Below are 20,144 nucleotides of genomic sequence, written 5' to 3'. Positions count from 1 at the left end.
AGTAATTCAACAAATACTATCATGCGTTTTTTGTTTCAAAATAGAATAAAGTATATCGCTCCTTTTCTAACGGTTTTTGCATTGTGGAGTTGCGGTGAGGAAAAACCGAAGGAACAGACACTGGCCGACCAGACCGTCATCACTGTAAGGCTTGATTCTGTAAAGACCGCGTCGCGCTCGGAACCCATTCGTGTGGCTGGTTCTGTGGCGTCCTCGGAGGAAGCCCGGTTATCTTTCAAGATTGGAGGAATTGTTTCGAAAGTACTGGTGAAAGAGGGGCAAGCTGTCAGGAAAGGGCAATTGCTGGCTGTTCTTGATATGACTGAAATTGATGCTCAGGTGAACCAAGCTGCTTTTGCAGCGGAAAAATCTGAAAGGGATTTTCAACGGGTACGGAATATGCTGAATGATACAGCTGCCACTTTGGAACAGTTGCAGAACGCCCGCACCGGTTTGGATGTGAACAGGCAGAATCTTGATATCGCCAAATTCAACCAATCTTTCGCCAGAATTATATCGCCAATAGACGGTACCGTGACCCGTAAGCAAATCAGCGAGGGCGAATTTGTCGGTCCGGGTAGTCCGGGTATTATCGTTACTTCCAGCCGTAGGAATGATTGGGTGATGCGCGTGAACGTCTCAGATAAGGATTGGGCAAGAATAAAAATTGGAGATTTGGCCCAGGTTCAGCTGGATGCATATCCTGAAGAGATATTCAAAGGAACGATCAGCAGTCTGGCACAGTCGGCAGATCCGGTGAGTAAGCTCTATCAGGCAGAAATCAGAATTGATCCTTCTGGTAAAAGGTTCGCAACCGGTCTATTCGGTAAAGTGGAAATCAGTTCATCCCAGAGCCGGACATATTCGGTTGTTCCGATAGAGTCGATTATTGAAGGTAATGGAAATACGGGTTATGTCTTTATCAGCGAAAATAATAAGGCAAAGAAATTACCGGTGAAAATTGGCTATCTGGGTGGAGATCAGGTTCTGATTACAGAAGGACTGGAAAATGTGAAACAGGTGGTCACTTCGGGATCTGCATTTCTGACGGATTCGGTGGCGTTGAAAGTTAGGAATTAAGATAACGTCAGCTGATTAGTTTCTGAAGCTCATCGGTAAGTGATTTTAGAAACAACGACTCTACAGCAGTAACCCGGTTCGATATTAAGGATTCATTCAATAAGAAAATTTTATGAATGCGAACAAAGCTTTTAAGAGGCAAAGGGCTACCAATGAAGTCGGAGTGATTTATTTCGATAGACAAGTGATCAGTTTTTATCTGGCTTGTTATTTGAATCAAAAGGTAGTCGCCAGTCTGGTTGACCAGATCGTTAGAAATCACGATAGCAGGTCGCTTTTTACTTTGAGAGATATCCGTAAAAGGAAAAAGAACCGCAACTATATCTCCTTGTTGATAGAGAGCCGTAGAGTCAGATCAATTTATCCCAACGAAGATCCTCTTCGCTTTCCCATTCTTCCGAAAGGGAAGGTTGAGATAACATCGTCGTTTCATCCAACTTGTGGAGTCTTTTAACAATAGAAATTCCTTCTATTTCATGAAGTGCTTTTTCTATTGTTTCTATATCAACGTTCTCAGGAACAGTTATTAACAGCGTTTCCATGTCATTTGGGATTTAAACAAAAATACTAAAAGAGAATGAATATTTCTGAATTTTCGGTAAAGAACTGGCAGTTCATGCTGGTGATGTTTATTGGAGTGGTGGCATTGGGGTTGAACTCTCTTTTCAATATGCCACGCGGGGAAGATCCGGAATTCTTTGCGCCGTCGTTCGCCATCGTTTATGTATATCCGGGAACTGACGCCCTGGACATGGAAGAGCTAGTGGTGGACAAGGTCGAGAAGAAACTGATGGCGCTGGAAAACGTCAACAATATCAAAACCAACGTGGATGATGGCTTGGCGGTAGTCGTGATTGAATACGATTACAGCGAAGATCCGGACGAAAAATACCAGGAATTAGTTCGTGAGGTGGGCGCACTTTCTGCAGAGCTGCCCAGTGATATATTCAGGACCGAAATCAGACGGTTTTCGCCCACGGATGTAAATATTGTTCAGGTAGCGCTTGTGTCAGAAACGGCTTCAAACAAAGAAATGGGTGACAGATCGGATGATCTAAAAGATGAACTTTCCAAAATTAAGAGCCTGAAAAGCGTCGAGAACTGGGGCTTCCCTGCCAGAACAGTCCGTATCTCACTCAATTTGGAAAAGATGGCGCTGGAAGGTGTGCCGGTCAATCAGGTGATTCAGACTTTACAGGCCGAAAACTATAATATTCCCGGAGGAAGTATCCAGGCAAATACCCGCAAGTTCAATATCAAGACATCAGGAGACTATACTTCTCTGGACGAAATTAAAAATACCATTGTCGCCAATACAGGCTTCGGTACTCCTTCGCAAAAAGTGATCTATCTGTCAGACGTAGCAACAGTAGAATATGATGAGGCGGAAGAATCACATATAACCCGACTCAACGGGCATCGGTGTGTGCTGGTGACAGCCGCGCAAAAGGAAGGTCAGAATATTGAACAGGTGGGAAAGCTTTTGAATCCGGTCATTACAAAGTTCGAAAAAACACTTCCTTCACATATCAAACTGATCAAGAGTTTCGATCAGTCTGAAAGTGTGAGTAAGCGACTTAGCCGTTTTGCAAAAGATTTTGCGATTGCCATTTTTCTGGTTTCGCTGACACTGCTCCCGCTTGGTTTCAGAGCTGCACTGGTCGTGATGATATCCATTCCATTATCGCTGGCCATGGGACTGGCAGCTATTGATTACCTTGGTTTCAGTATCAATCAGCTTAGTATTGTCGGATTGATCGTTTCGCTTGGAATACTCGTGGACGATTCCATTGTGGTAGTCGAAAACATTGAAAGATGGATGCGCGATGGCTATCCGAAACGAGAAGCAGCTGTCAAAGCAACCAAGCAGATTACGCTTGCGGTAATTGGTTGTACGGTTACTTTAGTACTGGCGTTCCTGCCGCTTAATTTTCTTCCTGAAGCATCGGGTGATTTTATCAGAAGTTTGCCGATGGCCGTTAGTATGACTATCATCGCTTCCATGATCGTGTCGCTCACCATTGTTCCATTCCTGAGTAGCAGATTACTGAAAGAAAGCCATAATCCGGAAGGAAATATTTTCATGCGCTCACTGCGTAAAGTGATCAGTGGATCTTACAGCAAACTTCTGCACTGGGCGTTGCGCCATCCTCTGCCCACATTGCTTGTTGCACTGGTTCTATTTGCCGGTTCTCTCGGACTTACAAAAGTGATCGGGTTTTCGCTTTTTCCGAAGTCTGAAAAGCCTATGTTTTTGATCACCGTCGAAACACCTGATGGTACGGCATTGTCTGAAACGGATCGCGTGGCAAAATTTGTGGAGCAGGAAGTAAAGAAAATTCCTGAACTACGCTATGTAACTACCAATGTCGGCAAGGGAAATCCACGTATTTATTATAACGTAATCCAGCGCTCCGATGCTACCAACTTTGCAGAACTGTTTGTTCAGCTGAAAGACATGAAGCCTGCTGATAAAGAGCTGATTATAGAACAACTACGCACCGGATTTAGTCATGTAGCCAATGCAAAGGTAGAGGTGAAGGATTTTGAGCAGGGGCCCAATACCGAAGCACCTGTAGCGATACGGATTTTTGGCGAAGACCTTGATAAATTGAAAGCTGCGGCTGCGGGAGTTGAAAAAGTGTTGAAAAGTACGCCTGGTACAATCTATGTCAATAACCCGATTGCCAATCAAAAGACTGATATCAGAGTGAAAATCAACAAGGAGAAGGCAAGTATGATGGGCATTTCTGTTGCTGAAGTGAACCGAACCATTCGTCTTGCAGTGGCAGGCCTCAATATCGGAATGTTTAAAGATGAGCATGGTGACGATTATGCCATCAATCTGACCACGCCTAAAGGCAAGGTAGCTGATCAAAGTGTTTTAAATAATTTGTATATCAATACCCTCACAGGTACTTCCGTTCCGCTGCGTCAAATCGCAGACCTTCAGTTTGAAAGTGCAGTAAGTCAGATCAGGCATTACGATCAGGATCGGTATGTGACGGTTTCAGCCTATGTGAAAAAAGGGTTTCTAGTTGATGCGGTATACAATCAGATTATAGCCAAACTGGATAAATACCAGCTGCCGGAAGGATTCAGTTACAAAGCTGCCGGAGAGCTGGAAGCCAGAGAGAAATCGTTTAGTGGCTTAGGTACCATCATACTAATCACCGCATTCGGATTTTTGGGCGTGTTGGTATTGGAATTCGGCACCTTTAAAAGCTCACTGATCGTACTTTCTGTGATCCCGCTTGGGATTATCGGTGCATTGTCAGCGCTTTTTGTAGTGGGTTATCCGCTTTCGTTTGTCGCCATCATCGGCCTTATTGCATTGATCGGTATAGAAGTTAAAAACTCGATACTCTTAGTGGATTTCACCAATCAATTGCGTGCAGAAGGATTGTCATTGATGGATGCAATACAGCAGGCCGGAGAAATTCGGTTTGTACCTATTGTGCTTACTTCGCTTACCGCGATTGGCGGACTTATTCCTTTGGCCATTGAAGGTAATCCACTTTATTCGCCATTGGCCTGGGTGCTGATAGGCGGATTGATCAGTTCGACCTTATTGTCTCGGATTGTAACTCCGGTTTTATACAAATTATTACCTCCTGAGGTGGAGCCTGTCATCAACAATGAGGTTCACTAAATATTAGTTTGAATGAATATGGGCGTAGTAATCAAAATCAGAGATGATTTGTCTGAGAAAGTTGTCCCCTGTATCCAAACTATGAATACCTAACAAAGACTCAATTTTGCGCATGCTGGCTTCCATCAATTCTTCATTGTTGGCAGCCAGTACCTTTTTTAAAGTCCTGATATCATTGTCCGTCAATTGTACCACTTCCGGGTACCGGGGTATGTAATCATCAGCAAGTGCAGGTGTCATGATTTGCTCTAGACTGATGCTTGATTGTGTTTTAATCACAGCGGTTCCTGCGGCCAAATCTCCTAATCTTTGTCCTTTACCTGTAATGGCTATGGTCAGTATGGCAATTACACCTGAGAAAAGAGTTACATCAATAATGGCAAGTAACCAGCGTAACAGATAGGCGCTCAGCGTCGCTTTGTTTCCATCCAGCCTGATCACTTTAATTTTTAATGCCATTTTGCCGACAGTCTGTCCATCCAGAAAATATTCGCAAAGCAGTGGATAGAGCATAATGGGTAGCATGATAAGACCCGTAAGCATCCAGGTTTCAGAAAAGTACCCGGTGGAGATGGTCGCCCTTAATCCGGTAACGGCTAATATCCATCCGAAATAGATAGCGTAATCTATGATTTGGGCCAGAATCCTTTCACCAATGCTTGCTATTTCATAATCAACGCCTACATTCTGGGCTGTGTCAATCTGTAAGCTCATTTATCGTTCAAAAGTTTGTTGGCTGGGAAAAAATAATATCTTGCAAGAAAAATACTTCAATACTTCAAGCTTTCCAATTCTGCAATTTGCATCCGTATGAAAGAAGCTGTCTTTGTAAAACGTAATGCTGATCGATGGCGGTCTTATGAAGAAAGCATAACGGATGATCCGGATGTACTTACATCTCGATTTGTAGCACTCACAGATGACCTTTCTTATGCGCGTACATTCTACCCCGGATCGTCAGTGCTGAAATACCTGAACGGTCTTACGGCGCAGTTGCATAGAACATTATATAGCAACAGGAAAGAGGATCGCGGTAGAATTATTACTTTTTGGAAATATGAACTTCCGTATATCAGCTTTCAGGCCAGGAGTCAATTGCTATACGCATTTCTGATTTTTGTTGTGACGATACTGATAGGTTGTGTGTCGGCTGCTCATGACGATACTTTTGTAAGACTGATCCTGGGGGATGGATATGTAAACCAAACCCTTGAAAACATCAAAAACGGCGATCCGTTGGCTATCTATAAATCGAGCTCTTCTACAGATATGTTTCTGGCTATTACCGTAAATAATATTCGTGTGTCTTTCATGGCGTTTGCAGCAGGGATTTTATTATCCGCAGGAACTGTCTTTGTATTGGTACAAAACGGGATTATGCTGGGTGCTTTTCAGTATTTCTTTTTTGAGCGCGGCTTATTACTTGAGTCTATCCTCAAAATCTGGATTCACGGTATGCTCGAAATTTCGGCTATCGTCATTGCAGGAGCAGCGGGGCTGGTTATGGGAAACAGTCTTTTATTCCCGGGGACTTTTTCAAGACTGGAGTCATTTAAGGCAGGTGCTAAAAAGGGCCTGAAGCTGGCTATCGGACTGGTTCCTGTTTTTGTGGCCGCAGGATTTCTGGAGAGTTTTGTAACCAGACTTACATTGCCGGTTTGGGGAAGTGCGGCCATAATAGCGGTGTCTGCTACTTTTATTGTATGGTATTTCATCGTTTATCCGCAAAAGCTATATGGCGGACAAGTAGAAAGTAAGAATTCATTCATTAAGACATTTCAGGCCAACTCATATAACTAACTCTACCCATCCACATGACAACTAAAGAACCGATTGTTCTGCTTCAGCAAAGAGATTTTGGACAAAAAATCAACGCATCTTTCGATTTTGCAATTAGAAACCTGGGTCCATTGGCTAAAAGTATCATGTTCATTGCCGGTCCGCCAGCCCTTTTATCAGGTATTGCTCAGGGCATGTTTCAGTCGAGGCTGCTGACGAGCGGGGTAGAGAAAAATTCAATAGACGGACTTTATCAGTACCTCACACTGGACTACTTTTTTGTGATGGTATTTAGTTTGTTGGCTTATACTCTTTCCTATGCCGTCGTGTGCGCCTATATGGTTTTGTATGAAGATAATGGTTCGGAAGTACAAATTTCACCAGGTGCTGTCTGGGAAAAAATTGTACAGACTCTCTCCGCATCGGTGGTTTCTTCCATTCTTGCTCTGTTGGCAATTGTGATAGGTTTTTTGTTTTTCTTTATTCCGGGAGTCTATCTGGCAGTATGTTTTCAGCTTTATATGATGGTTGTGATCCGGGAGAAATTAAGTGCAACAGATTCTTTAAGCCGAAGTCGTTATCTGGTAAATGGTAAGTGGTGGTCTACATTTGGATTAGTGATTGTTATGTCTATCATTGCCGGAATTATATCTATTGTTTTCCAATTCCCCGTGTTGCTTGCTACCATTTTCAGTGCCCTTGGTTTGGGCAATGGTATAGCGAATTCCCCTGTTGTGTTGATCGTTGCAAGTACAATCTCAATCGTAGGATCTAATTTAATAAACGGATTAATATGGATAGCGGTTGGTTTTCAATACTATAATCTGGTAGAACGCCGCGATGGTTCCGGCTTGAGAGCAGAAATTGATTCGCTGGGTAGTAGAGATGTGATACGTCCGGCTGAAGAATTCTAATCAGTAATATGGCACAACGCTTATCAGCAATATATAAGATGTTGATTAATACCAGACTTGCTGTTGCATGTCTGGTTGTTTTGTTATGTTTCCAGGTATCGCCGGTGTTGGCTCAAAAGACAGATTCTCTCCCAACGAATACTGTGAGAGATAGCGGAGCGATTATGGCGAGATACCCTGATCACGCAACTTTGGAGAAATTCCGTAACGATAGGGACTATAATTACAGCAACGATCTCGCGCCTCCTCAAAATCCTCTTGAAAGATGGATAAAATGGTTTATGCGCTGGGTAGATACGTTTTTTAGTTCCAAATCGTATGATAATTTCTGGCAGTATGTGATCATCGCAGCAACTGCAGGCATTGTGATTTACCTGTTGTATAAGGCCAAGGTGCTTGATTTTATAGTGCCATCTAACCCTACGGTACCGTCAGCAGATTATATAGTGGGTCAGGAAAATATTCACGAAATCAATTTTGAAGATGCCATTCAGAACGCATTGTTGAAGCGGGATTTTCGTTTGGCGACCCGTCTGCAATATTTGCAAATTCTCAAAATGTTATCCGGAAGAAATCTGATTCACTGGAAGCCTAATCTCACCAATCAGACTTATATACAAGAGTTGGAAAAAACACGCTATCACAACGATTTTGCGGCAATTACAAGATATTTTGAGTTCGCCTGGTATGGTGATTTTGAAATTAGTGAGTCAGGATTTAAAGAGATGAAGACATTTTTCGACTCGTTTGTTAAAAACATTGGAAATTAATCAGGTTGTTGGATCACTATGCTTTTTAACCTCAACAGGTACTGGTATTTTTTGTCGCTGATGCTGCTTGGTTATGGGCTGTTTGAATATTATCGTCCGAAGCCAATCGATTGGAAAGAATCTTATTCAAATAAGGATCACATTCCTTTTGGTGGAGAAGTGATTTTTAAATTGTTACCTGAATTGGTAGGGAATCATCGTGTAGAAAGTGTGAGAATACCTCCCTACAATCAGCTTGACTCAAATCATTCTGCTCACAAAAGCAGTTATGTCTTTATTAATTCCCGTTTTAAGATCGATAATAATGATAAAAATAGATTGTTCGACTACGTCCGGGCCGGAAATGTAGTCTTTATTTCCGCTTATCGTTTTGATAAAAACTTTCTGGATTCTTTGGAAATAGATGCTCCGATGAATAAACCCACAGTTAATGATTCAGCCAGCCGGGTTTATTTTGTTAACCCATTGCTGAAAGATCACAAGGGCAGCCTTTTTGATAAGGATGATGGAACAAATTATCTGGTTAATAAAAGCAAAAAAACGATCACTGTTCTGGCTGTGAATGAAAAAAAACAGCCGGTTTTTATAAAGTTAAATCATGGAAAGGGACATTTTTTTATCCATAATCTTCCCTTGGCTTTTACTAATTACTATGTTTTGGATTCACTCACCAACGAGCATGCATTTTATGCGCTGTCGTATCTCCCGAGGCAGCCTGTCTATTGGGATGAATATCAGAAACAAGGCAGATTTGGTGAGAATCAGCACTCGCTTTTTCGTTATATTGTTAGCGACAGGTCACTGAAAGCCGCATTTATACTGACATTAATCGGACTAATTGTGTATGCCATTTTTGGTGGCAAAAGAAAACAAAGGATTATTCCAATCATCAATCCGCCAACCAATGTTTCACTGGAATTTGTGAAAACAGTCGGTAATATGTATTACCGAAAGAAGGATCACGCCAATCTGGCGGCAAAGCTGGCGCAGCAGTTCTGGATGTATGTACGTGAGCGGTTCGGAATCACGCAACAAATGTTTCAGATGGCAGAACTGGAGGAGTTAATTTCCAGAAGTAGTGGGTTTTCCAGAGAGCAAACGGCTGAATTGCTTACAGAGCTGTACGATGAAAACGGAGTGTGGTCGGGGAAAAGGCTTATTGAGCTAAATACAAAGCTGGAGGAATTTTACGAGAAAACAAGGTGAGCAGGGGAGCAGCATAGAGCGATAGGAAGAGGTTTTAAGATAGGGTATTGAGAGCAGTTGCTTAAGGCATTTATATATCACCATCGGGCAATGTCCGATGAATCCAAAACATATGGAATTCACAAATAGAATAGAACTGACAGAGTTACAAACAGCCGTCACAGACATCAAAAATGAGATAGGAAAACTGGTGGTAGGCCAACAGGCAACGGTAGAATATATATTGGCTGCGCTACTTGCAGATGGTCATATTTTACTGGAAGGAGTGCCCGGAGTTGCCAAAACGCTGATGGCGAAAGTACTTGCCAAAACAATTGATGTTAGTTTTGGCAGGATTCAGTTTACGCCGGATCTCATGCCTGCTGACGTACTCGGAACTTCACTTTACAATTCTAAAAACACCGAATTTGAATTCAAGCAAGGGCCTGTATTTGCCAATATTGTATTAGTGGATGAGATTAACCGTGCTCCTGCGAAAACGCAATCCGCATTATTTGAGGTGATGGAGGAGCGCCAGGTTACTGTAGATGGAACAACATACCCTATGTCTGAGCCTTTCCTGATTTTGGCTACACAGAATCCGGTAGAGCACGAAGGAACATACCGCTTGCCTGAAGCACAGCTCGATCGTTTCTTATTTAAACTCAATATCGGCTATCCATCGGGAAGCGAAGAAGTTGAAATATTGAAAGGGCATCACTTAAGGAACCGACAGGCGGAGGCAATCAACGCAATTCAGTCTGTTGTGAATGCGGATCGTCTTGCTGCGATTCGAAGCACTGTGACACAGGTGCATGTCGGAGATAATTTATTTAATTACATTGTTCAGATAGTAGGGACTACCAGATCGCATCCTTCTCTTTTTCTGGGAGCATCGCCTCGTGCTTCTGTAGCGCTTCTGAATAGTTGTAAGGCACTTGCAGCGTTGAGAGGCAGAGATTTTATCACCCCGGACGATGTACAGGAACTTGCTTATCCGGTTTTACGACATAGGATTATGCTCACACCTGAACGGGAAATGGAAGGGGCAACTGCTGATGAAGTGATTAAATTGATTCTGGAGAAAACAGAAGTTCCCCGATAAAAACCTCTTAATCAGCTATGCTTGGTCGCTTTTTAGGGTCATTGTACTTTACCGGAAAGTTTTGGAAGATCTGGGTTTTCCTGATTATTGGCTTCGTAGTGGCCTATGTTTTCCCCTTTTTATATTTGCTGATCACGATACTGGTAATTGTTGCAATGCTATTAAGTATGGCAGACGGTTTTACCCTATACAAAAACAAAAATGGCATTTTTGCCAGGCGACATGTCGCAGACCGGCTTTCCAACGGCGACGAAAATCCAATCACGATTTACCTGGGAAACAGATATTCCTTTGAGATCAGAACCGAAACAATAGATGAAGTACCACACCAGTTTCAGAAACGCGATGTCTTGTTTGAAGCCCTATTGCCTGCCTTTTCTGAAAAACAAATTCACTATCATTTACGTCCTGTAAAAAGAGGAGAATATAGTTTTGGATATGTCAATGTGTTTGTCACTTCTCCTCTGGGTTTAATCAGAAGACGGTTCAGGTTTGATGAAAACAAAATGGCTGCTGTATATCCGTCATTTCTGCAAATGCGGCAATATACATTGCTTGCTATTGCCAACAGGTTGAGTGAAGTGGGCGTGAAGAGAATCAGAAGGGTAGGGCATTCCATGGAATTTGATCAGGTCAGAGCTTATGTACCTGGAGACGACCGCCGTGCTGTCAACTGGAAAGCCAGTGCCCGCCGGGGGGATGTGATGGTGAATGCGTATCAGGATGAAAAACAGCAGACTGTATTTTGTCTGATAGATAAAGGCCGGGTTATGCAATCACCATTTGAAGGGCTTACACTACTCGATTACGCTATCAATGCCACATTGGTACTGAGCAATATCGCTTTATTGAAGCAAGACAGATCCGGATTAATCACTTTTTCTGATACGGCCGGGCAGGTTGTACCAGCTGATAAAAAACCAGGGCACATTCAGAAAATTATGGAGGTACTTTACCGGCAGAAAACCAGATTTTTAGAAACGGATTTTGAAAGATTATGTCTGGTAACCAAGCAGCACGTCAGGCAGCGGAGCCTTTTGTTACTTTTTACAAATTTTGAAACGCTGGAGTCATTACAACGCCAACTGCCGTATCTGCGCCGATTAGCCAAAGATCACTTACTGGTAGTGATTATTTTTGAAAATACAGAAACAAAAAAGCTCACCAACCAACCGGCTGCGGATCTTGAACAAGTATATCTGAAAACAATCGCACAAAAATTCCACTACGAAAAAAGTAAAATCGTGGCGGAGCTCAACAGATATGGAATTCATGCTGTGCTTTCATCCCCTCAGCAATTGTCGGTCAATACAATTAATAAATATCTGGAACTCAAAGATCGCGGTGCGCTGTAGATACCGCAGCGGTGAGGAAACATGGGCGAAAATGTTCCTCTTCATAAGTATTCTCTATCTTTACACCCTTATCCAGACCTATGCGCCTCAATGAAATTTCTCAGAATACTTCTCAAAATAATCGGTGGTTTTTTTCTGGTTCTCCTGTTGGTTATCGCGACGATGATCACTACCATGGATCATACGCCGTATAAGCAAATGCCGTATTATAAGGAATGGAAAAGCCTTGTAAATAAAGTAGAGAAGGACACCATTCCGGCAAGTGGTTTCCGGGTGGGGTGGGCAAAAGTGAATATTACTCCTTCTGAGCCAGTGCCTATGGCAGGCTATGGAAATCGTCGGGGACGTGCGTATGAAACGGTACATGATTCGGTTTATGTACGCGCCATTGTGATAGACAATGGTCATACCCAGGCAGCTATTGTTTCTGCGGATCTTCTGATTATTCCACCGACTGTTTCGAAAGTTCTGAGAGCAAAATTGACAGAAAAGGAAATTCCGTTTGAACAGGTTTTCTTAGGATCTACACATACACATCATAGTATAGGAGGCTGGGGTACCGGTGTTTCAGGGTTATTTTTTTCTGGGAAATACGATCCGAAAAGTGTAGAGCGTATTGCTGACGCGGTCTTTCAGGCCATTGTTAAAGCTAAATCCGGAATGGAGCCAGCCAGACTTGCTTATATGGAGTCAAATGACACACTGGATATACGGAACAGACTGGTAGGTCAAGAAGGTGGTGTGGATTCGGAAGTTCGTTCTGTTGGGTTTGTAACCGAGACAGGGAAGAAAGCGATTCTCAGCTCGTATGGAGCTCATTCTACTATTATTCAGGCCAAGAATATGGTATTGTCCCGCGACTATCCGGGTGTACTGGTAGATTCACTGGAAGATAGCAGGTACGATTTTGCCATGTATATGGCCGGAGCAGTGGGTAGTATGGGGCCCATTGAAAGGGGATCAGATGATTTTGATGAAATGAAAAATCAGGCATTTGGGGTGCAGCAGGCCATTCTTTCATCAGATACGATTCCGCAAAGTCAAAAGCCGGTGATGCAAATGATTACCCTTCCGCTTCCGTTACGGGAGCCTTCTCCAAGACTTACTATGGATATCGTATTGCGTCCTTGGGTATTTAAAAAGGCTTTTGGAGAATATCCTCTGTTTGTAAAGGCATTGCGTATTGGTAATATTCTGATGGTAGGCATGCCATGCGATTTTTCAGGTGAGTTGGTGGGTGGACTGGATGCATATGCAAAAACAAAAGGACTTGATCTGATCGTCACCAGCTTCAATGGAGGGTATATAGGCTATATCACCCATGATAAATATTTTGACAGAGATCTTTACGAAACAAAAGTAATGAACTGGTATGGCCCGTATAACGGAGCATATTTTCAGGAGGTGATCCGGGATATTATTAATAAATTGTCATAGTATGTGCTTTTGTGATCCCGCGCTTGATCCTGTTGAAAGGATTTTATAATAAACCTGTTACCTAAACCTGAGCCGCTATGAAAATCTTATTTCTATTATTTGCTTTGTTGATTTCAGTGCAATCTTTCGCACAAAAGTCTGTACGGTTAGCTATAGCAGGTCTTAGTCATGGGCACGTTGGCTGGGCTTTCAACCGCAGTGATAAAACAGATACAGAACTGGTAGGGATCTATGAAAAGGATCAGGAACTGGTAAAGCGTTTTGCAGAGAAATATAAACTGGATAAAAAGCTCTTTTTTAATGACCTGAACAAAATGCTTGAGGAGGTAAAACCTGATGCCGTTTCGGCATTCGGGCCCATTAATGCACATATCGAAGTTGTGAGAGCTTGTGCTCCGCGGAAAATACATGTGATGGTGGAAAAACCATTGGCTACCACTTTTTCGGATGCAAAGGAAATTGCCAAACTTGCCACACAAAACGGTATTCAGGTGCTTACCAACTTTGAAACATCCTGGTATGCGAGTAATCAGTATGTCAATGATTTGTTTAAAGATGGCAAGCTGGGAGAAATTCGGAAGGTAATGGTGAATGATGGTCATCAGGGGCCAAAAGAAATTGGTGTAGGTAAGGAATTTTTCGATTTCCTGACTGATCCGGTTAAAAATGGTGCCGGTGCGCTGAATGATTTCGGTTGCTATGGGGCGAATTTGATGACATGGATGCTTAAAGGTGAAAAGCCCATATTGGTAACAGCAGTTACACACCAGAACAAACCGGATATTTATAAAAAAGTGGATGATGAAGCGACAATTATTCTGCAATACCCCAAAGCACAATGTGTAATTCAGGCTTCCTGGAACTGGACGTTCGCACGTAAGGATATGGAAGTTTTCGGGACAAAAGGTTATGCTGTTGCGGTGAATCCTACAACGGTTCGGCAAAGGTTACAGGAAAAGTCTCAGGAAGAAACAATCAAAATTGATCCTCGGCCTGCGCCATTTACAGATCCGTTTTCAGTGCTGGCAGATGTGGTAACCGGTAAATTGAAACTGGATGAAAATGATATGTACGGATTGCCTGTCAATGTAACTGTTGTAGAAATTCTTGAAGCAGCCAAACGATCAGCAGAAACTGGTAAAACAATAAGTTTGAAATAATATTGATAGAGAGGTCAATAGATAAATAATTATGTAAATGGAATTAGCGGCCCGTTCGGTAAGATATTCGGAAACCACATTAACAGAGTTGATGATACCATCCTATGCCAATTTTGGAGGGAAAATACATGGTGGTATACTTTTGTCACTCATAGATAAAGTGGCTTATGCATGTGCTTCCAGGCATGCCTCTACCTACTGTGTGACTGTATCGGTAGATGCCGTTGATTTTCTGAAGCCTGTGGAAGTAGGGGATTTGCTATCATTGATGGCTTCTGTGAATTATGTAGGCAGAACGTCACTGGTGATCGGGATCAAGGTGTTTGCGGAGAATGTCAGGGACGGGGTCCGGCGACATACCAACACGTCATATGTGACCATGGTCGCCAAAGGAGATGATGATAAACCCGCAGTAGTTCCGCCTTTGTTGCTTGAAAATGAAGGAGATGCGCGCCGTTTTCTGGAAGCAATGAAACGGAAAGAACTCAAGGACACTTATCGTAATGCATTTGACAACGCCAAAAGTGTTATGCATGTGAACAGAAATATCAAAAAGCTGTCTGAACAGCGATGCGTTATAGGATGGGAAACTAAAGATCTGATAAAATGAACATCTTTCTTTTAAACTTGCTACTGATGGCAGGCGTAGCCAATAACTTCACACCTGTCACATTAAAGGTGGATATTACAAATGTAAAAAAAGCACAGGGAAAACTATTGATCGGGATTTATAAGCCGGATGATAAATTTGGTGAAGGAAAGCCGGCAGTATCCGAGATTATAGAAGTGAAATCAACAGGTGATCAATCGATTTCATTCGAATTGGAGCCAGGGAAGTATGCGCTGGCCGTGTTTCACGATTTGAATAGCAACGACGAGCTGGATAAGAATTTTGTGGGTATACCGAAAGAACCCTACGGATTCAGCAAGGACTTCAGACCCAAATTTTCAGCACCGTCATTTAATGATTGTGCTTTTGACGTCACGGCAGAAGGCGTACAACAAATTTCTGTGAAGCTTACAAACTAAAGAGCGAATCCGGGATATAGCCTGGATTCGCTCTTTAGTGTTTTTAAAACCCAAATAAGCCGCCACTCTTTTTCCGTGTGTTTGTTGTTTTCTTGCCAAATAGCATTCCAAACACGCCTCGCACTACTTCACGCCCGATCTGCTTAGCCAGAGGTGATGAGAGAACTTCGGTAATCATACCTTTCTCTTGTTTTTGATTCTTTGTCTGAACCACTTCTTCCTTGGTTTTTGCCTCAATGCGAGCCTGCTCTTCCATACGCCGCGTCAGTATTTCATAAGCACTTTCGGGGTCCACAGGATCTTTATATTTTGAATACAAATCAGATTGGCGTACATGGTTTTCATAATCTGCTTGTGTCATAGGTCCCATTACTGAACTGGGCGGTAGCAGATGTGTGGCCGCAACTTCGGTCGGTATTCCTTTCTCATTCAGAACAGTGATAAGTGCCTGGCCAATACCCAGGGTGGTGAGTATCTGATCAATTTCATAGAACTGAGATCTCGGATAGGTTTTAACAGTCTGCTTCAGCGCGTCAGCATCCTTTGGTGTAAATGCACGCAATACATGCTGAACCCGGTTCCCGAGTTGACCAAGTACTGACACGGGGATATCCTGGGCCATTTGCGTACAAAAGAAAATACCAACACCTTTGGATCGGATAAGCCTTATTACCTGTTCGATCTGATCTAAAAATGCTTTTGGGGCATCTTTAAAGAGTAAATGAGCCTCATCCAGGAAGAAAACCAGTTTAGGCTTGTCCAAGTCACCGGCTTCAGGCAATTTCTGATATAACTCTGCAAGAAGGCTGAGCATAAAAGTGGAGAATAGTGCCGGCTTATCCTGAACGTCAGAGACATTGAGCAGACTGATGACACCCTGGCCATCAACCCTATTGATAAGATCCTCAATGTCGAACGATTTTTCACCGAATATACTACCCACACCCTGTTGTTCCAGTGCCACTATTTTTCGAAGAATCGTTCCTGCTGTAGACGAAGAAATAGAGCCGTAATCCGATTTGATTTCCGCTGCACCCGGACCTTCCGACAGATAGCTCAATACTTTTTTCAGGTCGTTGAGATCCACCATTGGCAGATCTTTATCATCCGCATATTTGAACAAAATGGCCAGCACACCCGATTGTGTGTCGTTAAGCTCAAATATTTTGGAAAGCAGGATGGGGCCGAACTCCAGTATGGTAGCACGCATCTGTGATCCTTTCTGACCGCTCAGTGAGTATAATTCTACAGGAAAACCTTTTGCCTCAAAGGTAGTTCCCAATATCTGAGAGCGTTCCTCAATAGCCGTGTTGGATTTTCCCGGCTGGGCAATTCCTGATAAATCGCCTTTAATATCGGACATGAAAACAGGTACGCCTGCCGCGGAAAGCTGTTCAGCAAGAACCTGTAATGTTCTTGTCTTTCCCGAACCAGTTGCTCCTGCTACAAGTCCGTGGCGGTTCATCATCCGAAGCGGAAGATTTACCTTTGCCTCTGTTATAATTTCTCCGTCCAGAATAGCCGATCCCAGATGAATGGCTGGCTGTGTTGTTTGGTAGGATTTTTGTATGGCTGCTATGAATGAATCTCTTTTAGACACAGGCTTTTTATGGTTATTGTTAATGATGGGTTAATTTACCAAATTAATCATTTCCGAAAGGATTCTTTGCTGATCTAAATATCAGTAATAGCATAATAATACTCTTTAAAGAAGATATGTTATTTTTCGTAGTAGTTTGTATTTGCAAAATATTATTAGGTATTTTGGTAAATTCACTATGTAATTGTTCTGACTTCATTTTACAAAACCACAATATTTGCCGCGTATGCTTAGTAGAGTTGCCAATTCGATTTACTGGATGAACAGATATATGGAGCGGGTAGAAAATTATGCCCGTTTCGTAGGAGTTAATTTTAACCTTGCGCTAGACCTGCCGCCAGACGTGGACGAACAATGGGAACCTTTGCTGATTGCTACTGCAGATCATTACACTTTTTATAAATATTACGAGAAACCTACTAAAGAGGATGTCATTCATTTTATGACATTTGATAAAAGAAATCCGAACTCTATCATTAGTTGTCTGTACGAAGCAAGGGAAAATGCACGTACAATCCGGGAGACCATCTCAAAGGAAATGTGGGAGAGTATCAATACATTTTACCTTACAATTAAAGGAACCGCTGCGGATGATTTCCGAAATATGGATCACATGCAGTCGTATTTCACAGATATACGCAAAAGTTGTCAGCAATTTCATGGCGTAGTTGACTCATCGATTACGCGTAATGAAGCATGGCATTTTGGGCGTCTTGGAAGGCACATTGAGCGTGCAGATAAATGTTCACGCTTTCTGGACGTAAAGTATTTTACAATGGCTCAGGATACCAGTGCATCGGGTTCCACGCTGGATCTGATGATGTGGACTGCAGTTTTAAAATCTGTAAGTGCCTATAATATGTATCGGCAGACACATCGCGCATTGACACCTATGAACATCGTGGCTTTCCTGATACTGGATAAATTATTTCCGCGTTCGATCGCATACAGTGTTCGTCAGGCGGAACTCTCTCTCTATGCCATACGTGGTGCGATTCCTGAGAGAGGTCATACTGCTCCGGCGGAAAGAGCGCTGAGTAAAATGCGAAGTGAATTGGAATTCACGGAGGTGGAAGATGTTTTTAAACTAGGTTTACATGAATATCTGGATAAATTTCAGATCAATAATAATGAGATTGATAGTGCCATTTTTGATATGTATTTTGGACTTGAGACAGAAAAGGTACAGTCAATGGGACAGTCATCTATGCGAGTGGCAAGTCAGTGGATGAATTAGTCATATGAGACTTGTTGTCTGATATGATAAGAAGATTAAATTGTATAAAGTGGTAGTCCTTGGGACTGCCGCTTTTTGTAGATACATGTCTGAATACAATAGCCACAGGAGTAGCTGCAAATTGAGGTCATCTATAAGTAATTATTGCTGAACGGCAGAAATAGAAAAAAATGCTTTCATTTATAAAAGCATTCCCACTGCACTAGTATTCTGATAGTGAGGTTGCTTAAATAAAATGTGACACCTGGTATTGATCGCCGTCCTTATCTTTTACGTATATCTGACCAGATGTATAAATTGCTGTATACGTAAGATGGTGATTGGTTATATGTAGCGAGCCATTTAATCAATCCAAACTTTTGTTTCGCAAAAAACCAATTATGGGTACGGAAATTTAGTATTTTTGTGCCCAAACAAACAGAGGAATTCAAGATCGTGACGTTAATTAAATCTATATCTGGGATCAGAGGAATAGTGGGGGGGAAATCCGGCGAAGCGCTGACTCCTATTGATGTTGTAAAATTTGCTGCTGCCTATGGTACTTGGCTTAGAAGAGCTAACCCGCAGAACCAAAAGGTTATAATAGGCAGGGATGCACGTCTTTCAGGAGAAATGGTAAGCCGTTTGGTAGCCGCTACATTGCAAGGCGTAGGTCTTCATGTTGTTGATTTAGGGCTGTCTACAACACCAACTGTGGAGCTTGCTGTCACTATGGAGAAAGCAGGAGGTGGTATTATACTTACTGCCAGCCATAATCCAATCCAATGGAATGCGCTAAAATTACTAAATCACGAAGGTGAATTTATTTCCGAGTCTGAGGGAGAGGAAGTTCTTCGTATTGCTGATCAGGAAGATTTCATCTTTGTAGATGTCAAGAAACTTGGATCGTACAGCACTGACGATACTTATCTTCAAAAGCATATTGATCATATTCTTGCCTTGAAACTGGTAGATACTGAGGTGATCAAAGCTGCCAATTTTAAAATTACCGTAGATGCGGTAAATTCGAGTGGAGGGATATTTGTTCCTGCTCTTTTGGAAGCACTTGGCGTGGAGAGCAAAAATATCAAAAAACTAAATTGTGAGCCAACTGGAAATTTTGCGCATAATCCGGAACCTCTGCCGGAACACTTGCGTGAAATCAGTAAGGAACTCAATGACGGAGCTTACAATTTAGGTATCGTGGTGGATCCGGATGTAGACCGTCTGGCTTTGATGTGTGAAGACGGTTCTCCTTTCGGAGAGGAATACACACTGGTAGCAGTTGCCGACTATGTTTTAAAAAATACGCCTGGTAATACCGTATCCAATCTCTCATCCACAGCTGCATTGAAAGACGTTACGTTGAAGGCAGGAGGGAAGTATTTTGCTTCTGCTGTCGGAGAGGTGAATGTAGTTACGATGATGAAAGCCAACCAGGCCGTTATCGGAGGAGAGGGGAATGGGGGAGTGATCTATCCGGAAAGTCATTACGGACGTGATGCTTTAGTGGGTATTGCCTTGTTTTTAACACATCTTGCTAAATTCGGAAAAACAGCTTCTGTACTGAGAAAGTCCTATCCTGGTTATTATATATCGAAAAACAAGATTGAATTAACACCGGATATCAATGTTGATAATATCCTGAGCAGAATTCAGACCAAATATTCCAAACAACCATTGAGTACCATTGATGGTGTGAGAATTGAGTTTGACAGGGAATGGGTTCACTTGCGTAAGTCTAATACTGAGCCAATTATCAGAATTTATTCTGAGTCGGAAACGCAGACCACTGCTATCAATCTTGCTAACAAAATCATATCGGATATAAAAGAAATTATTTCAGAGCCGAAGGGATAGTT

General features: G+C 42.4%; 18 protein-coding genes. 14 read left to right on the top strand and 4 right to left on the bottom strand.

Annotation, left to right across the window (positions count from 1 at the left end; genetic code table 11):
• The first annotated feature begins 21 nt into the window (after positions 1 to 21).
• Complete coding sequence (locus AC1XUE_RS19840) at positions 22 to 1,080, top strand: efflux RND transporter periplasmic adaptor subunit (protein ID WP_483357719.1); 1,059 nt, start codon at positions 22 to 24, stop codon at positions 1,078 to 1,080.
• Between the two features lie 7 nt (positions 1,081 to 1,087).
• Here the strand turns inward: AC1XUE_RS19840 and AC1XUE_RS19835 are convergent, their stop codons facing one another.
• Together AC1XUE_RS19835 and AC1XUE_RS19830 are read right to left on the bottom strand one after the other, a co-directional pair.
• Positions 1,088 to 1,402 (bottom strand): type II toxin-antitoxin system PemK/MazF family toxin, encoded by a 315-nt coding sequence (locus tag AC1XUE_RS19835; RefSeq protein WP_483358019.1) that lies wholly within the window; start codon positions 1,400 to 1,402, stop codon positions 1,088 to 1,090.
• Between the two features lie 28 nt (positions 1,403 to 1,430).
• Entirely contained in the window at positions 1,431 to 1,622 is a 192-nt protein-coding gene (locus tag AC1XUE_RS19830) for a hypothetical protein (RefSeq protein ID WP_483357718.1), read from the bottom strand.
• 35 nt (positions 1,623 to 1,657) lie between these two features.
• On the opposite strand from AC1XUE_RS19830, the gene AC1XUE_RS19825 reads away from it, so the two are divergent.
• Positions 1,658 to 4,732: an efflux RND transporter permease subunit gene (locus tag AC1XUE_RS19825; RefSeq protein ID WP_483357717.1), complete on the top strand. Its 3,075-nt coding sequence runs from the start codon at positions 1,658 to 1,660 to the stop codon at positions 4,730 to 4,732.
• 3 nt (positions 4,733 to 4,735) lie between these two features.
• On the opposite strand, the gene AC1XUE_RS19820 is transcribed toward AC1XUE_RS19825, so the two are convergent.
• The gene (locus AC1XUE_RS19820) at positions 4,736 to 5,446 is read right to left on the bottom strand and encodes an RDD family protein (RefSeq protein WP_483357716.1); all 711 of its coding nucleotides are present in this window, start codon (positions 5,444 to 5,446) and stop codon (positions 4,736 to 4,738) included.
• 96 nt (positions 5,447 to 5,542) lie between these two features.
• Between AC1XUE_RS19820 and AC1XUE_RS19815 the strand changes: the two genes are divergently transcribed.
• The 10 genes from AC1XUE_RS19815 (at position 5,543) to AC1XUE_RS19770 (ending at position 15,466) form a co-directional block, all read left to right on the top strand.
• Positions 5,543 to 6,532 carry a stage II sporulation protein M gene (locus AC1XUE_RS19815; protein ID WP_483357715.1) on the top strand — a complete coding sequence of 330 codons (990 nt, stop codon included), beginning with the start codon at positions 5,543 to 5,545 and terminating at the stop codon, positions 6,530 to 6,532.
• Positions 6,533 to 6,546: 14 nt separating this feature from the next.
• Complete coding sequence (locus tag AC1XUE_RS19810) at positions 6,547 to 7,425, top strand: DUF7847 domain-containing protein (RefSeq protein WP_483357714.1); 879 nt, start codon at positions 6,547 to 6,549, stop codon at positions 7,423 to 7,425.
• An 8-nt stretch (positions 7,426 to 7,433) separates the two neighbouring features.
• Positions 7,434 to 8,195 (top strand): DUF4129 domain-containing protein, encoded by a 762-nt coding sequence (locus tag AC1XUE_RS19805; RefSeq protein WP_483357713.1) that lies wholly within the window; start codon positions 7,434 to 7,436, stop codon positions 8,193 to 8,195.
• Between the two features lie 18 nt (positions 8,196 to 8,213).
• Positions 8,214 to 9,401 (top strand): DUF4350 domain-containing protein, encoded by a 1,188-nt coding sequence (locus tag AC1XUE_RS19800; RefSeq protein ID WP_483357712.1) that lies wholly within the window; start codon positions 8,214 to 8,216, stop codon positions 9,399 to 9,401.
• 112 nt (positions 9,402 to 9,513) lie between these two features.
• A complete protein-coding gene (locus tag AC1XUE_RS19795) occupies positions 9,514 to 10,485 on the top strand; it encodes an AAA family ATPase (RefSeq protein WP_483357711.1) in 972 nt (323 codons plus the stop codon).
• A gap of 17 nt (positions 10,486 to 10,502) precedes the next feature.
• Positions 10,503 to 11,840 carry a DUF58 domain-containing protein gene (locus AC1XUE_RS19790; RefSeq protein WP_483357710.1) on the top strand — a complete coding sequence of 446 codons (1,338 nt, stop codon included), beginning with the start codon at positions 10,503 to 10,505 and terminating at the stop codon, positions 11,838 to 11,840.
• Between the two features lie 90 nt (positions 11,841 to 11,930).
• The gene (locus AC1XUE_RS19785; RefSeq protein ID WP_483357709.1) at positions 11,931 to 13,277 is read left to right on the top strand and encodes a neutral/alkaline non-lysosomal ceramidase N-terminal domain-containing protein; all 1,347 of its coding nucleotides are present in this window, start codon (positions 11,931 to 11,933) and stop codon (positions 13,275 to 13,277) included.
• 77 nt (positions 13,278 to 13,354) lie between these two features.
• Complete coding sequence (locus tag AC1XUE_RS19780; protein ID WP_483357708.1) at positions 13,355 to 14,437, top strand: Gfo/Idh/MocA family protein; 1,083 nt, start codon at positions 13,355 to 13,357, stop codon at positions 14,435 to 14,437.
• 37 nt (positions 14,438 to 14,474) lie between these two features.
• On the top strand, positions 14,475 to 15,047 hold the full coding sequence (locus AC1XUE_RS19775; protein WP_483357707.1) for an acyl-CoA thioesterase: 573 nt from the start codon (positions 14,475 to 14,477) through the stop codon (positions 15,045 to 15,047).
• The gene (locus AC1XUE_RS19770) at positions 15,044 to 15,466 is read left to right on the top strand and encodes a DUF2141 domain-containing protein (RefSeq protein WP_483357706.1); all 423 of its coding nucleotides are present in this window, start codon (positions 15,044 to 15,046) and stop codon (positions 15,464 to 15,466) included. The genes AC1XUE_RS19775 and AC1XUE_RS19770 overlap by 4 nt, the downstream gene beginning before the upstream one ends.
• Positions 15,467 to 15,509: 43 nt before the next feature.
• On the opposite strand, the gene AC1XUE_RS19765 is transcribed toward AC1XUE_RS19770, so the two are convergent.
• Positions 15,510 to 17,066: a helicase HerA-like domain-containing protein gene (locus AC1XUE_RS19765; RefSeq protein WP_483357705.1), complete on the bottom strand. Its 1,557-nt coding sequence runs from the start codon at positions 17,064 to 17,066 to the stop codon at positions 15,510 to 15,512.
• Between the two features lie 226 nt (positions 17,067 to 17,292).
• Here AC1XUE_RS19765 and AC1XUE_RS19760 point away from each other — a divergent pair, with 226 nt between their 5' ends.
• Both AC1XUE_RS19760 and glmM read left to right on the top strand, forming a co-directional pair.
• Positions 17,293 to 18,303: an alpha-E domain-containing protein gene (locus AC1XUE_RS19760; protein WP_483357704.1), complete on the top strand. Its 1,011-nt coding sequence runs from the start codon at positions 17,293 to 17,295 to the stop codon at positions 18,301 to 18,303.
• Between the two features lie 435 nt (positions 18,304 to 18,738).
• A complete protein-coding gene (gene glmM, locus AC1XUE_RS19755; protein WP_483358018.1) occupies positions 18,739 to 20,142 on the top strand; it encodes a phosphoglucosamine mutase in 1,404 nt (467 codons plus the stop codon).
• The last annotated feature ends 2 nt before the right edge of the window (positions 20,143 to 20,144 follow it).

This window comes from Dyadobacter sp. HNCC25DJ187, assembly GCF_056895255.1.
Note: the sequence above shows the minus strand (reverse complement) of the source record. Positions and strands in the feature narration are given on the sequence as shown.

Coding starts and splice junctions, on each gene's coding strand:
- AC1XUE_RS19760 (WP_483357704.1), top strand. CDS start 17,293: ATGCTTAGTAGAGTTGCCAATTCGATTTACTGGATGAACAGATATATG.
- AC1XUE_RS19775 (WP_483357707.1), top strand. CDS start 14,475: ATGGAATTAGCGGCCCGTTCGGTAAGATATTCGGAAACCACATTAACA.
- AC1XUE_RS19805 (WP_483357713.1), top strand. CDS start 7,434: ATGGCACAACGCTTATCAGCAATATATAAGATGTTGATTAATACCAGA.
- AC1XUE_RS19790 (WP_483357710.1), top strand. CDS start 10,503: ATGCTTGGTCGCTTTTTAGGGTCATTGTACTTTACCGGAAAGTTTTGG.
- AC1XUE_RS19800 (WP_483357712.1), top strand. CDS start 8,214: ATGCTTTTTAACCTCAACAGGTACTGGTATTTTTTGTCGCTGATGCTG.
- AC1XUE_RS19770 (WP_483357706.1), top strand. CDS start 15,044: ATGAACATCTTTCTTTTAAACTTGCTACTGATGGCAGGCGTAGCCAAT.
- AC1XUE_RS19780 (WP_483357708.1), top strand. CDS start 13,355: ATGAAAATCTTATTTCTATTATTTGCTTTGTTGATTTCAGTGCAATCT.
- AC1XUE_RS19830 (WP_483357718.1), bottom strand. CDS start 1,622: ATGGAAACGCTGTTAATAACTGTTCCTGAGAACGTTGATATAGAAACA.
- AC1XUE_RS19785 (WP_483357709.1), top strand. CDS start 11,931: ATGAAATTTCTCAGAATACTTCTCAAAATAATCGGTGGTTTTTTTCTG.
- AC1XUE_RS19840 (WP_483357719.1), top strand. CDS start 22: ATGCGTTTTTTGTTTCAAAATAGAATAAAGTATATCGCTCCTTTTCTA.
- AC1XUE_RS19795 (WP_483357711.1), top strand. CDS start 9,514: ATGGAATTCACAAATAGAATAGAACTGACAGAGTTACAAACAGCCGTC.
- AC1XUE_RS19825 (WP_483357717.1), top strand. CDS start 1,658: ATGAATATTTCTGAATTTTCGGTAAAGAACTGGCAGTTCATGCTGGTG.
- AC1XUE_RS19820 (WP_483357716.1), bottom strand. CDS start 5,446: ATGAGCTTACAGATTGACACAGCCCAGAATGTAGGCGTTGATTATGAA.
- AC1XUE_RS19815 (WP_483357715.1), top strand. CDS start 5,543: ATGAAAGAAGCTGTCTTTGTAAAACGTAATGCTGATCGATGGCGGTCT.
- AC1XUE_RS19810 (WP_483357714.1), top strand. CDS start 6,547: ATGACAACTAAAGAACCGATTGTTCTGCTTCAGCAAAGAGATTTTGGA.